Here is a 12,799-nt window from a genome sequence, read left to right on the forward strand (position 1 = left end):
GCGGCAGCGCCCTCCCGATGGCTCAGCGTTTTTTTGCGTTGAGGGGGATGACGCCTTTTACCTGGGTTGTGCCGGTTGGCTCGGGTGGCAGGTAACCCCACTCGCCGTCGCCGTTCGGTGGCCCGCTGGTGCGCGATGGCTCAGGACTCGGCGCAGTGGAACCCTGCGCTGGCGCCGGCGGCTCGCTCGTTGCGTCCGAACGCGGCGGCGTTTCGCGATCATGCCGACGGTGTTTCAACACTGTTTCCGCAACGCGATCGACATGCTCCATCGTTACCGCATCTGCCTGTTCAAGCGCAGCCAATGCACGCGCCGCGCGCAGCATCACCAGATCGGCGCGCAGGCCATCGACTGCGGCCGCAATGCATAGCGCGCTGACATGCGCATGCACGGTGTCGTCGAAAGCGAGGGCCGGCAATGCAGCACGCGCAGCGTGAATCCGCTGCATCTGCGCTTCCTGCCGTTTCGTGTAGACAGCTCGGAACCCCTGCGGATCGAGATCGAACGCGAGCCGCGCCTTGACGATCTGCTGACGCACCTGCGGATCAAAGCAGTTTTCCAGTTCCACCATCAACCCGAAACGGTCGATCAGTTGCGGCCGCAACTCGCCTTCTTCGGGATTCATCGTGCCGATCAGCACGAAACTCGCTTCATGGCTGTGCGAGATGCCATCGCGCTCGACGGTATTCACGCCGCTCGCGGCAGCGTCGAGCAACGCATCGACGAGCGCATCCGGCAACAGATTGACTTCGTCGACATACAGCACGCCGCGATGTGCCTTCGCCAGCAACCCCGGCGAAAACCTGAGCGCGCTGTCGCGCAACGCGCCTTCGATATCGAGCGTGCCGATCAGCCGGTCCTCGCTGGCGCCGAGCGGCAAGGTCACCAGTTGCCCCTCCGGCAGCAGTTCGGCAAGCGCTCGCGCAGCCGTCGATTTGGCGGTGCCGCGCGGGCCGCTCACCAACACGCCGCCGAGGCCCGGATCGATTGCCGCCAACAGCAGCGCCTGCTGCAACGGCGCTTGCCCGACCAGCGCGGTGAACGGAAAAACGGGCCGCGCCGCGGGCGCGTTGCGAAGCTCGGTCGCTGCGTTCATTGCCGGGTTCCTTCAATGGTCTGCTCGCTCGCGAGCAGATGCTGTTCCACTTGCGCGCGATAGTCGCCTGGCGTCTGCCATAAGCCGCGCTGCATTGCTTCGAGCAACCGCTCGCAGATCGAATGCAAGGCATGCGGATTGTGCTGCTGCAGAAACTCGCACGTAGCAGCGTCGTTCAGATAGGCGTCAGTCACCAACGCATATTGGTGGTCGGCAATCACGCGGGCCGTGGCATCGTAGCCGTACAGATAGTCGACCGTCGCGGCAAGCTCCGCGGCGCCCTTATAGCCATGCCGCTTCACGCCATCGAGCCACTTCGGATTGACCACCCGCGAGCGGATCACGCGGGCGACTTCCTCGTGCAGCGTACGCACGCGCGGCGTCTCCGGATTGCTATGGTCGGCGTGGTAGACGACCGGCTGATTGCCTGCCAGGTGCCGCACGGCTGCGACCATCCCACCCTGGAACTGGTAGTAGTCGTTCGAATCGAGCAAGTCGTGCTCGCGGTTGTCCTGGTTCTGCAGCACCACGTCCAGCGCGGCGAGCCGGGTGCCGAACGCCTGGCGCGCTTCTTCGCCGGCGCTTTTCTGGGTGTAGGCATAGCCGCCCCATGCCTGATATGCGTTTGAGAGATCGGCGTCAGTCTGCCATTGCCGGGTGTCGACGATCTCCTGCAGGCCCGCGCCGTAAGCGCCGGGCCGGGCGCTGAAGACGCGCCAGCCGGCGCGTTTGCGGGCTTCGGCTGCGTCCATGCCGCGTGCGATCAAGGCGTCGCGTTCGCGCAGCACGCGCGCACGGATCGGGTTCAGCGCCTCGGGTTCGTCGAGTTCGGCCACCGCCTGCACCGCGGCGTCGAACAGATGCATCACGTTGGCGAACGCGTCGCGGAAGAAGCCGGATACGCGCAGCGTGACGTCGATGCGCGGCCGGTCGAATACTTCCATCGGCATGATCTCGAAGTCGGTCACCCGGTGGCTGCCGGGCGCCCACTTCGGCCGCACGCCAAGCAGCGCCATCGCCTGGGCGATATCGTCGCCGCCCGTGCGCATGGTCGCGGTGCCCCAGACCGACAGGCCGATCGCCCGCGGATAATCGCCATGCTCCTGCAGATGCCGTTCGAGCAGATGCTGCGCGGACTTCAGTCCCAGCGACCAGGCGGCTTGCGTCGGAATCGCGCGCGTGTCGACCGAGTAAAAGTTGCGTCCGGTCGGCAGCACATCGGGCCGGCCGCGCGAGGGCGAGCCGCTCGGCCCTGCCGGCACGAAGCGGCCTTCGAGCCCGCGCTTCAGGTGCCGCAACTCTTCTGAGCCGCAAGCGTCGAGTCTCGGCAGCACGTCGCCGCGCAGGCGTTCGAGCACGAGTTCGGTTTGCGGCAACGTCCCTGCCGCGGGCAAGGTCACGCCGGAATCGTGGCGGTCGCCGCACATTTCAGCCAGCAACGCGCCGGCGAACAATTCGAGCCGCTCACGCGTATCGCCGTTGTGGCGCCACGGCGCATTGCTGACTTGCTGCAGGACCTCGGGACGCGGACCGTCCCATACCGCGGCCCAATCCGCCGAGAGCGGATCGAACAGATGCGCCATCTGCAGATCGCGCGCCAGCGCGTCGACGAGGCCCGCTTTCGCGCCGCGCCCGTCGCCCACCGGAAAGCGCCCGAGCGCCAGCAGCGTATCGCGCCGCTGCACGCCCTCGGGCGAGCGGCCGAAGATATGCAGGCCGTCGCGAATCTGCGCTTCCTTCAGTTCGCACAACCACGCATCGACGCGCGTCAACAGCGCATCTTCGGCGTCCTGTCCGTCTGGCTCGCTCAGGCTCAGTTCCTCATGCAGACGATGCTCGACGATGGTGGCAAGAATCGTGCGCCGCAAGAGCTTCGAGCGGCGCGGATCGACCATCAGCGCTTCATAGTATTCGTCGACCTGGCGTTCGAGATTCTGCAACGGGCCATAGCTTTCGGCACGGGTGAGCGGTGGCATCAGATGATCGACGATCACCGCCTGGGCGCGGCGCTTCGCCTGGCTGCCCTCGCCCGGGTCGTTGACAATAAACGGATACAGATGCGGCAGCGGCCCCAGGATCAGATCGGGCCAGCACGCGTCGCTCAATGCGACGCTCTTGCCCGGCAGCCATTCGAGGTTGCCGTGCTTGCCGACATGGACGAGCGCGTCGACGCCGAAGCGGTGGCGCAACCAGAAATAGAACGCCAGATACGCATGTGGCGGCACGAGGTCGGCGTCGTGATAGCTGGCGTAATCGCCCTGTTCCCGCGAGCGCGACGGTTGAATCCCCACGAACACGTGGCCGCAGCGCCAACCGGCAATCATGAAGCGGCCGTGCCGCAGCGTCGGATCTTGCTGCGGCGGACCCCAGCGCGCGTTCAAGGCGTCTCTCGCCTGCGCCGGCAATTGCGCGAAGTGCGCCAGATAGTCGTCCAGCGCAAAACTCTGCAAGGCGGGGCGCAGATCGCGCACCACCGGGTCGTTGGTCACACCCTCGGTCAACTGGCGCAGCAGTGCGTCGCCATCCGCGGGCAGTCCGGCCACGCGATAGCCTTCGGTCGCCAGCATCTGGAGAATGCCGACCACCGAGGCCGGCGTATCGAGGCCCACGCCGTTGCCGATCCGTCCTTCGCTCATCGGATAGTTCGCGAGGATCAGCGCGAGCTTCTTGTCCGCGTTATCCAGCGTACGCAAGCGGCACCAGCGACGGCTCAACTCGGCCAGAAAACCGATCCGCTCGTGATCGGGCTGATAGCGCACCACGTCCACCTCGGTATGCGCACAGCGATACGCGAGCCCCTTGAAACTGATGGCACGCGTAATGATGCGGCCATCCACCTCGGGCAGCGCGATATGCATGGCGATATCGCGCGAGTTCAGCCCCTGGTTGTCCTTGACCCAGTCCTCGCGATTGCCGCCGCTCAGGATCACCTGCAACACCGGCGCGTCACCGGCGAGCGCCAGCGGTTCGGGGTCGTCGATCGCCGTGGCGGCAAACGCGGTGGTGTTCAGCACCAGCGCGACGTCATGCTGCGTGCACAACTGCTGCAGCACCTCGCGGCTCATGACATCCTTGAGCGAGGTCAGCGCAAGCGGCAACGCATTCAGCCCTTGCGCTTCGAGTGCCTCGATCAGCGCATCGAATACCGCCGTATTGGCGGCCTGCAGATGCGCCTTATAGAACAGGATCGCCACGACCGGAGCGTCGGCGCGCCAGCGTGCCTGCCAGTCCTCGATTGTCGGCGTGTCGTGTTCGGGGTGATAAAGCGTGGCCGCCGGCAGCACGCGCGGCGCGGCCGGCTCACGCCCCCAGCCGAACGCGCGATGCGCGATACAGCGCAAAAACGCCTCGGCATTCTGCACACCGCCCTCGCGCAAATAGCGCCAAAGCTGATGACAGAGTGCGGCATCCGCCGTGCTGCGAGCAAGCAGGTTCGGATCTTCCTGCAAATCGCCGGAAAACATCGCCAGCGTTTGCTGCTTGCGCGCCGCGAGCGCGACCACCTGCTCGATCCCGTACGGCCAGTACGCCTCGCCGCCGAGGTGATCGACCACCACGACGCGCGCATGCTGCAGGACATCTTCGACGTAGAAATCGACCGAAGCCGGTTGCCGCAAGTACGTCACGTTCGCGAGCCGCACGCTCGGAAAACCGGCGCCGAGGCGCGGCACCACGCTGGCGAGCAACGACAGCGTCGTATCGGCCGAGCTGAGCACCACGATCTCGGCGGGTTGCTGATCGATCCGGATGACACCCTGGGTGTCGTCGACGAAGCCACCCGGCGTGGTGCGCAGCAGATGCATGATCGATTACGCCTGCGGCTGGGCTTCAGTACGCAGCGCGGCGTCGAAAGCCGCTTGCAGCGCAGCCTGATCGAGGTCTTCGCCAATCAGCACGAAACGGCTTTGCGGCGTTTCGCCGGCTTGCCAGCGGCGGTCGAAATAGCTGTCGAAACGCCGGCCCACACCCTGAATGACGAGCCGCATCGGCGCGCCCGGCAAGGCAGCGAAGCCTTTCACGCGGTAAATCGTGTTGCTCTCGACGAGGCTTTCCAACGCGGCAATCACGCCCTCGCGCGACGGCGTTGGTGCCTGCACCACCACCGAATCGAATTCGTCGTGATGATGGTCCGCGTCCTCGGCCGAGCCGTGATGATCGTGGCGCAGATGAATCGTCGCCTCCGAAGCGGCCTCCAGACCGAGCAGCGTGTGCAGATCCAGTTGCCCCCTATGCGCGCGCACCACCTTGACCTGCGCCGGAATCTCTTCGCGGATCAACGCTTCGACCGCGCCTTGCTGCGCCTCGCCGAGCAGATCCGTCTTGTTCAGGATCACGAGGTCCGCAGCCGACAACTGGTCTTCGAACAGTTCATGCAGCGGCGATTCGTGGTCGAGGTTCGGATCGGCCTTGCGTTGTGCGTCCACCGCCACCGGGTTGTCGGCAAACTGGCCGCTGGCCGCCGCCGGGCCGTCCACGACCGTCACTACCGCATCCACCGTGAAGCTGTTCTTGATCGCAGGCCAGTTGAAGGCCTGCACCAGCGGCTTCGGCAAGGCGAGACCGGAAGTTTCGATCAGCACATGATCGATCTGCGCGCGGCGTTCCACCAGTTGTTCCATGACCGGGAAGAATTCTTCCTGCACGGTGCAGCAGAGGCAGCCGTTGGCCAGTTCATACAATTGGCCTTCGGTCTCGTTGCCGTTTTCGTCGCAACCGATGCCGCAGCCCTTGAGGATCTCGCCGTCGATGCCGAGTTCGCCGAACTCGTTGACGATCACCGCAATGCGCTTGCCGCCTGCGTGCTGAAGAATATGCCGCAGCAGCGTGGTCTTGCCGCTGCCGAGAAAGCCTGTCACGACGGTGACGGGGATTTTGCGCATGGAGTTCTGCATGGTCAATCCGTCCAAAGGTGTTTCACATTGGGCATGCCGGCGAAGTCGCGCAACGGGGCTGACAGCGCGAATGCATCGCCGGCGGGTGCGAGAGAGTTTCAGATGAAACGCGGGGACGAATCACGGCGCGCCAGCAGCGCCAGGCAAGCATCGTGAAGTGGTGAACCGAAATGGTGGACAAGACGCCGCATCCCCGCAGCGCCAACCCTCTTCTCTGGCCGGTATCCGGGCTGGCGAAAACGCCGCTTCCCCTTCCCAGGCGAGGGATTTCTCGCCCAGTGGTTGCATGCGTGCGCGACCTTGCGCGCAGGCACTGAAGCCGGCTTTGCACCGCTTGCGCGATGCCTTCGCTTACCGTTGCGGGGGCAGCACAGGTTGGTCCGGTCTGTTGCAGGCGGACACCCTGTTTCCCGTTTAACTGCGCACGCTCAGAACGCGCGCGCGAGCACCAAAGTGCGTGGGAGTTTAGGCCTGCGAGCCCCGCGCGTCAAGGCAGCCGGCCGTGCGACTTCGGCAGTCGCTTGTGATATCGTATGCGCGCGTTTGGTGCCAGCACGTGCGTTCGCACGTCGCGCGCCGTCGCGCATGACATGTGGCACCGCATGACCCAACACTCCGAACACGACGCCAGGACCCTCAGCGTCGGCATAGGCTGCAGACAGCACACCTCCGTGGAGCAGATCGGCGCAGCCGTGCACGCCGCGCTCGGCGCCTATCCGTTCGCGGCGATTCGAACCGTTGCCACCATCGACTCCAAAGCCCTGGAACCCGGCCTGCTCGAATTCTGCGCGCGTCATGCGCTGCCTTTGCGGACCTTCAGCCGCGCTGAGATCGCCACCGTGTCCGGCCTACCGACACCGTCGGCCGCCGCCCGCGCGCATCTCGGCGTCGACGGCGTCTGCGAGCCGTGCGCGCTGCTCGCCGCGCCCGCCGGCCGCCTGCTCGTCGCGAAGACGGTGCTCGACGGCGTGACCGTGGCGATCGCGGTGCAGGCGGCCGCCTCGGCTCCACACTCAACCGAATCCACCTAACCTCATCTTCCATGAAAACCGATCCCGAAGCGCATCTGCGCATGACCCAGCGGCGCCGCGAAGGCCACGAGAAAAAGCAGGCCGAAGCGACCATCGAAAAGGGCCTGCTGATCGTCAACACCGGCACCGGCAAAGGCAAGACCACGGCCGCGTTCGGCATGGCCGTGCGCGTGCTCGGCCACGGCATGCGGCTCGGCGTGGTGCAGTTCATCAAGGGCGCGCTGCACACTTCGGAGCGCGATTTTCTCGGCAAGATCGCCAGCTGCGATTTCGTCACGATGGGCGACGGCTACACGTGGAATACCCAGAACCGCGATGCCGACATCGCCACGGCCCGCAAGGGCTGGGACGAAGCGCGCCGGATGATCGAAAGCGGCGAGTATCAGATGGTGATTCTCGACGAGCTGAACACGGTGCTGAAATACGAATACCTGCCGCTCGACGAAGTGCTGACGGTCGTCAACGCGCGCCCTGCGATGCTGCATGTGGTGATCACCGGACGCCACGCGCCGGATGCGCTGATCGAAGCGGCCGATCTCGTCACCGAGATGCGCATCGTCAAGCATCCGTATCGCGAGCAGCACGTGAAAGCGCAACGCGGCGTGGAATTCTGAGCATGCCGTCCTGTCCCGCCCTGTTCATCAGCGCACCGGCTTCCGGTCAGGGCAAAACCACGATCACAGCCGGTCTTGCCCGCTACCACCAGCGGCAAGGGCGGCGTGTGCGCGTCTTCAAGACCGGTCCGGATTTTCTGGACCCGATGATCCTCGCCCGCGCCAGCGGCGCGCCGGTGCTGTCGCTCGACCTGTGGATGGTCGGCGAGCACGCCTGCCGCGAACTGCTCGCGCAGGCGGCGGCCGAGGCCGACCTGATCCTGATCGAAGGCGTGATGGGGCTTTACGACGGCACGCCCAGCAGCGCCGATCTTGCCACCGCCTTCGGCGTGCCGGTGGTAGCGGTGATTTCAGCCAAAGCGATGGCCCAGACCTTCGGCGCGGTTGCCTTCGGCCTCGCGCAATTCCGGCCTGAAGTGCCGTTTCATGGCGTGTTCGCCAACCGGGTCGGCTCGGCGCGCCATGCGCAGATGCTGCAAGAGGCGTTGCCGGCCGGCATGCGCTGGACCGGACATATCGGCAGCGCGGACGAGATCGAATTGCCCGAGCGGCATCTCGGCCTGCACCAGGCCGGCGAGGTCGACGATCTGGACGCAAGGCTCGATCGCGCTGCGGACGCGCTCGCCGCAACGCCGCTGGCCGAGCTGCCGCCCGCGGTGAAATTCGATGCGCCCGTCAGCGCGCCGTTACCGCGTCGGCTCGCCGGCAAGCACATCGCGATTGCCCGCGATGCGGCGTTCTCCTTCATCTACCCGGCCAACGTGACACTGCTCGAAGCATTGGGCGCGCGGGTCAGCTATTTCTCGCCGCTTGCCGACGAGCCGGTGCCGGACGCCGCCGACGCCCTCTACCTGCCCGGTGGTTATCCCGAACTGCACGCGCACGCGCTGTCACGGCATACTCATACGGCGGACGCGATCCGCGCCCACGCCGCAGCGGAAAAACCGATCGTCGCCGAATGTGGCGGCATGCTTTATCTGCTCGAGAAGCTCACCGACGTCCACGGCACAACCACGCCGATGCTCGGCCTGCTGCCGGGCGAAGCGACGATGCAGCCCCGCCTCGCCGCGCTGGGCATGCAACAGATCGACAGCGTCCACGGAACCATGACCGGCCATACGTTTCACTACTCGAAGCTGACGACACCGCTCGCGCCGCTGCGCACGGCCACCCGTGCGCAAGCCGATGCGCCCGGTGAGGCCGTGTTCCGTGCCGGCCCGATCGTCGCCACCTATATGCACGCCTACTGGCCTTCCAACCCGGCCTTCGCGGCCGCCCTGTTCCATGGCGAACTGTTTTAACGAATCCGATCGCGAGGCCGTCTACCGCGCCATCCATGAACGGCGCGACATGCGGCACTTCGTGCGCGACCCGGTCGATCCGGCCGTGCTGCAACGCCTGCTCGACGCGGCGCACCATGCGCCGAGCGTCGGCTTCATGCAACCGTGGCGGATAGCGCGCATCACCGACCCGGCGCTGCGTGTTGCGCTGCATGAAACCGTCGAGCGCGAACGGCTCGCGACCGCCGATGCGCTCGGCAAGCGGCGCGACGAGTTCATGAAGCTGAAGGTCGAAGGGATGCTCGAATGCGGCGAGCTGCTGGTGATGGCGTTAATGGATGGCCGCGAAAAGCATATCTTCGGACGCCGCACGCTGCCGGAGATGGATCTCGCCTCGGTGGCCTGCGCGATCCAGAACATGTGGCTCGCGGCGCGCGCCGAAGGGCTCGGGATGGGCTGGGTGTCGCTGTTCGACGTCGCTGCGGTGCGCGGCCTGCTGCATATGCCGGAGGGCGCGCGGCCCGTGGCGATTCTGTGCCTCGGCCACGTCGACCGGTTTTATGCGGAACCGATGCTCGAGACCGAACGATGGGCGACCCGCATGCCGCTCGCCGATTGCGTGTTCGAGAATCGCTGGCCCGACGATAGCGCGCCGGAGTGACGCGCCGCTTCCACGCCACCGCTGCTTCACGTCTGCACGCGCTCTAAGCCGCCAACTCCGTCCGCTCGCTGCGCCGCTCCACAAAGCGGCGCACGTAGTCGTTCGCCGGGTTGCGCAGAATCTCCTGCGGACTGCCCTGTTGCACCAGTTCGCCGTCGCGCAGAATCGCGATCTGCGTGCCGAGCCGCAGCGCCTCGTCGAGATCGTGGGTGATGAATACCACCGTCTTGTTGAGCGTCGCCTGCAACTCCAGCAACTGATCCTGCATTTCCGTGCGAATCAAAGGATCCAGCGCAGAGAACGCTTCGTCCATCAGCACCACATCCGTATCCGCGGCGAGCGCGCGCGCCAGGCCCACGCGTTGCCGCATGCCGCCCGAGAGTTCGTCCGGAAACTTCTCCGCGTAACCTTCAAGGCCCACTTTCTTCAACCAGTCACGCGCGGCGGAGAAGGCCGCCTCGCGCGCTTCGCCACGCGTGCGCAAGGCATACGCCGCGTTTTCCAATACCGTCGAATGCGGCAGCAGCCCGAAGTTCTGAAACACCATGCTGATGCGGTAGCGGCGCAATTCGCGCAGGCCGCTCGCGTTGAGCTTCAGGATATCCTTGCCGTCCACCAGAATCTCGCCCGCGCTCGGATCGATCAGACGATTGAGGTGCCGCACCAGCGTCGACTTGCCGGACCCGGACAACCCCATGATGACGAAGATCTGCCCCGGCTCGATGGTCAGGTTCACGTTGTTGAGGCCTACGTTGCAGCCGGTTTTCGCCAGTACGTCGGCTTTCGATGCGCCTTGCCGTAGCAGTTCGAGTACACGTGCATGCGCGTTCGCCGGTCCAAAGATCTTGTAGACGTTCTTGACCTGGATTGCTTTCATTTTGCCGCTCCTTAACCAACGTCGTGCTGAATCAGTGAAGTGAGGCTGCTGTGTACCGGGAGCGGCGCGCCGAAGTGCTGCCTGTGCTGCCCGCGCCGCTTGTGCCACCAATGCCGTCTGTTCCGCTTCCTATTAGCATCAATGGCGCGCTTCGCTAGCAAGTTCAGCGCCGTCCGGGTGTGCAAGCTGCGCCGGCGCCTGCATACGCTTCTGGCGGCGAGCCTGCACCCGCGCGTCGCGCTGCGCCGCCGCGATACGCCGGGCACGTCGCTCCTGACCATAGCCCTGGCTGACGCGGTCGATCACGATCGCCAGAATCACGATTGCGATACCTGCTTGCATGCCCTTGCCGACATCGAGCGTCTGGATGCCGGCGAGCACGTCTTCGCCGAGACCGCGCGAGCCGATCATCGAGGCGATCACCACCATCGACAGCGACATCATCGTGGTCTGGTTGATGCCCGCCATGATGCTCGGCCGGGCCAGCGGCAACTGCACGCCGAGCAGCAATTGCCAGCGGGTCGTGCCGAACGCGCGTGCCGCTTCAATCACATCGCCGTCCACGTGCCTGATGCCGAGATCGGTCAAACGGATCAGCGGCGGCAGCGCGTAGATCACCGTGGCGAAAATTGCCGGCACCTTGCCGAGGCCAAACAACATCAGCACCGGGATCAGGTACACGAAACTCGGCAGCGTCTGCATGATGTCGAGCACCGGCAAGAGGATGCGCCGCAGCATGCTGCTCTGCGAACAGACGATGCCGGCCGGCACGCCGATCGCAATCGACAGCACGGTGGCCACCAGCATCAGCGCGAGCGTCTCCATCAGCTTGTCCCACAGGCCGAAGCAGCCGATCGCATAGAGCAGCAGCACGAAGAAAGCGGCGACGCCCACGCGGCGCGTCGCATGCCAGGTCATCACGCCCGCCAGCACCAGCACGAGCCACGGGGGTAACACCCGCAGGCTGCTTTCGAGCGGCACCAGCAGATACTTCAGCACCAGCAGGCTAAAGGCGTGAAACGTATCGCCATAGGTCTCCACGAGTGCGCCGACCTTGTCGTTGACGACATCGACAATCGACAGATGCAGAAAAAAACCATTCATGACTGACTCCTGTCGATCAGAGTTAGCGCTTTAGCGCTTACTCTGATCCCACGCAAGGCGGTCGACCGGAGTTCGTGCTTCAGCACGGTACTCCGGTCCCATGCAAGGCGGTCGATCAGAGTTAGCGCTTTAGCTGTCGATCAGAGTTGGCGCTTTAGCGCTTACTCTGATCCCATGCAAAGCACTTACTCAGGTCCCAAGGTTCGCCTGCACCTTCGATGCGACCTCCGCCGGTACCCACTGCTTCCACATTTCAGGGTGATCGCGCAGGAACTGCGTGGCCATCGCGGAGCCGTCGAGCTTCTTCGTGCTCATCTCGAGAATCGTATTGTTCAGGAAATCCATAGGAAACCTGACCTTGGCGAGCATCGACATCAGGCCGGGGTCCGCGTCATAGAACGGCGTCGACACGCCCACCGTCACATGCGACACCATGTACGACGACGCGCACTGCTGCGTGCTGCTCTCGTCGCGCAAGGTCTGCCAGCAGGCGTCGTTGAACGGCGGCATCTTCAGTTCGGCGAACTTGTACTTCGCCATCAACGCGGCTGGCCCCCAGTAGTAGAAGACAATCGGTGCGCCGCGCTGGTACGCGGAAGCGATCGCAGCATCCAGCGCCGCGCCCGTGCCGGGGTGGAAGTTGGTATACGTCGCGTCGAGGTTCAGCACTTTCAGCAGACGCGTATTCACGCGCTCGCAATCCCAACCCGTCGGGCAGTTCAGAAAACGGCCCTTCTCAGGTTCCTCGTCGTCGGCGAACACGCTCTTGTACTTCGGCAAGTCCGTCACCGCGACGAGGCCAGGCGCCGCCGGCTTGATGCCGCGCGCCGGATCGCCCTTGATCACGTATTCGGGCACGAACCAGCCCTCTTTCGTGCCGCCCGGCAAGGTGTCGCCCACGAGCTTCACCGAACCGGCAGCAAGCGCCTTGGCCGTGATTTCGCTGCGGCCCGTCCATTGTTCGGCCCACACCTGCACGTCGTTATGGGCAAGCGCCGTTTCCGTCGCCGCCGTGCTGCCCGGCACCACATCGGTCTTGCAGCCGTAGCCCTTCTCCATGATCTGCCGCAGCACTTCAGTGGCGAAGGAGCCGCTCTCCCACGTGATACCCGCGAAATGCACGGTCTTGCCTTGTGCACACCAGTTGTCGGTTGCATTGGAAGCCGCATGAGCCGCCATACCGGTCAGGGTTAGCGCGACGGCGGCGAGCGCCGCCCGGAGTAGTCTAAATTGCATGATCGATC

10 protein-coding genes and 1 riboswitch are annotated in these 12,799 nt (G+C 65.0%); of the genes, 4 read left to right on the forward strand and 6 right to left on the reverse strand.

Going from position 1 to position 12,799, the window contains the following annotated elements; translation table 11 throughout:
• Positions 1 to 22 precede the first annotated feature (22 nt).
• The 3 genes from AC1ECK_RS28095 to cobW are packed head-to-tail and all read right to left on the reverse strand — an operon-like array spanning position 23 to position 5,988.
• Positions 23 to 1,096, reverse strand: a complete 1,074-nt coding sequence (locus AC1ECK_RS28095; protein WP_480325024.1) for a magnesium chelatase ATPase subunit I — start codon at positions 1,094 to 1,096, stop codon at positions 23 to 25.
• On the reverse strand, positions 1,093 to 4,899 hold the full coding sequence (gene cobN, locus AC1ECK_RS28100) for a cobaltochelatase subunit CobN (protein ID WP_480325026.1): 3,807 nt from the start codon (positions 4,897 to 4,899) through the stop codon (positions 1,093 to 1,095). Before cobN ends, AC1ECK_RS28095 begins: the two co-directional genes overlap by 4 nt.
• A 6-nt stretch (positions 4,900 to 4,905) precedes the next feature.
• A complete protein-coding gene (gene cobW, locus AC1ECK_RS28105) occupies positions 4,906 to 5,988 on the reverse strand; it encodes a cobalamin biosynthesis protein CobW (protein ID WP_480325028.1) in 1,083 nt (360 codons plus the stop codon).
• 199 nt (positions 5,989 to 6,187) lie between these two features.
• Positions 6,188 to 6,456, reverse strand: a riboswitch (cobalamin riboswitch).
• A 134-nt stretch (positions 6,457 to 6,590) separates the two neighbouring features.
• Here cobW and AC1ECK_RS28110 point away from each other — a divergent pair.
• From AC1ECK_RS28110 to bluB, 4 genes are read left to right on the forward strand one after another with little or no spacing between them, the layout of a single operon-like run.
• Positions 6,591 to 7,019, forward strand: coding sequence for a cobalamin biosynthesis protein (locus AC1ECK_RS28110; protein ID WP_480325030.1), 429 nt, complete (start codon positions 6,591 to 6,593; stop codon positions 7,017 to 7,019).
• A gap of 11 nt (positions 7,020 to 7,030) precedes the next feature.
• Positions 7,031 to 7,633 (forward strand): cob(I)yrinic acid a,c-diamide adenosyltransferase, encoded by a 603-nt coding sequence (gene cobO / locus AC1ECK_RS28115; protein ID WP_480325032.1) that lies wholly within the window; start codon positions 7,031 to 7,033, stop codon positions 7,631 to 7,633.
• A 2-nt stretch (positions 7,634 to 7,635) separates the two neighbouring features.
• Positions 7,636 to 8,934, forward strand: coding sequence for a cobyrinic acid a,c-diamide synthase CobB (locus AC1ECK_RS28120; RefSeq protein WP_480325034.1), 1,299 nt, complete (start codon positions 7,636 to 7,638; stop codon positions 8,932 to 8,934).
• Complete coding sequence (gene bluB, locus AC1ECK_RS28125) at positions 8,918 to 9,574, forward strand: 5,6-dimethylbenzimidazole synthase (protein WP_480325036.1); 657 nt, start codon at positions 8,918 to 8,920, stop codon at positions 9,572 to 9,574. Before AC1ECK_RS28120 ends, bluB begins: the two co-directional genes overlap by 17 nt.
• A gap of 43 nt (positions 9,575 to 9,617) precedes the next feature.
• On the opposite strand, the gene AC1ECK_RS28130 is transcribed toward bluB, so the two are convergent.
• From AC1ECK_RS28130 to AC1ECK_RS28140, 3 genes are all read right to left on the reverse strand, one after another.
• Complete coding sequence (locus AC1ECK_RS28130; protein WP_480325038.1) at positions 9,618 to 10,451, reverse strand: quaternary amine ABC transporter ATP-binding protein; 834 nt, start codon at positions 10,449 to 10,451, stop codon at positions 9,618 to 9,620.
• 138 nt (positions 10,452 to 10,589) lie between these two features.
• Positions 10,590 to 11,555: an ABC transporter permease gene (locus AC1ECK_RS28135; RefSeq protein ID WP_480325040.1), complete on the reverse strand. Its 966-nt coding sequence runs from the start codon at positions 11,553 to 11,555 to the stop codon at positions 10,590 to 10,592.
• A 189-nt stretch (positions 11,556 to 11,744) separates the two neighbouring features.
• Positions 11,745 to 12,791, reverse strand: a complete 1,047-nt coding sequence (locus tag AC1ECK_RS28140; RefSeq protein WP_480325042.1) for an ABC transporter substrate-binding protein — start codon at positions 12,789 to 12,791, stop codon at positions 11,745 to 11,747.
• Positions 12,792 to 12,799: the final 8 nt, after the last annotated feature.

The organism is Paraburkholderia sp. SSBN10T, from assembly GCF_056619545.1.

Coding starts and splice junctions, on each gene's coding strand:
- AC1ECK_RS28110 (WP_480325030.1), top strand. CDS start 6,591: ATGACCCAACACTCCGAACACGACGCCAGGACCCTCAGCGTCGGCATA.
- cobN (WP_480325026.1), bottom strand. CDS start 4,899: ATGCATCTGCTGCGCACCACGCCGGGTGGCTTCGTCGACGACACCCAG.
- AC1ECK_RS28120 (WP_480325034.1), top strand. CDS start 7,636: ATGCCGTCCTGTCCCGCCCTGTTCATCAGCGCACCGGCTTCCGGTCAG.
- bluB (WP_480325036.1), top strand. CDS start 8,918: ATGGCGAACTGTTTTAACGAATCCGATCGCGAGGCCGTCTACCGCGCC.
- cobW (WP_480325028.1), bottom strand. CDS start 5,988: ATGCAGAACTCCATGCGCAAAATCCCCGTCACCGTCGTGACAGGCTTT.
- AC1ECK_RS28095 (WP_480325024.1), bottom strand. CDS start 1,096: ATGAACGCAGCGACCGAGCTTCGCAACGCGCCCGCGGCGCGGCCCGTT.
- cobO (WP_480325032.1), top strand. CDS start 7,031: ATGAAAACCGATCCCGAAGCGCATCTGCGCATGACCCAGCGGCGCCGC.
- AC1ECK_RS28130 (WP_480325038.1), bottom strand. CDS start 10,451: ATGAAAGCAATCCAGGTCAAGAACGTCTACAAGATCTTTGGACCGGCG.
- AC1ECK_RS28140 (WP_480325042.1), bottom strand. CDS start 12,791: ATGCAATTTAGACTACTCCGGGCGGCGCTCGCCGCCGTCGCGCTAACC.
- AC1ECK_RS28135 (WP_480325040.1), bottom strand. CDS start 11,555: ATGAATGGTTTTTTTCTGCATCTGTCGATTGTCGATGTCGTCAACGAC.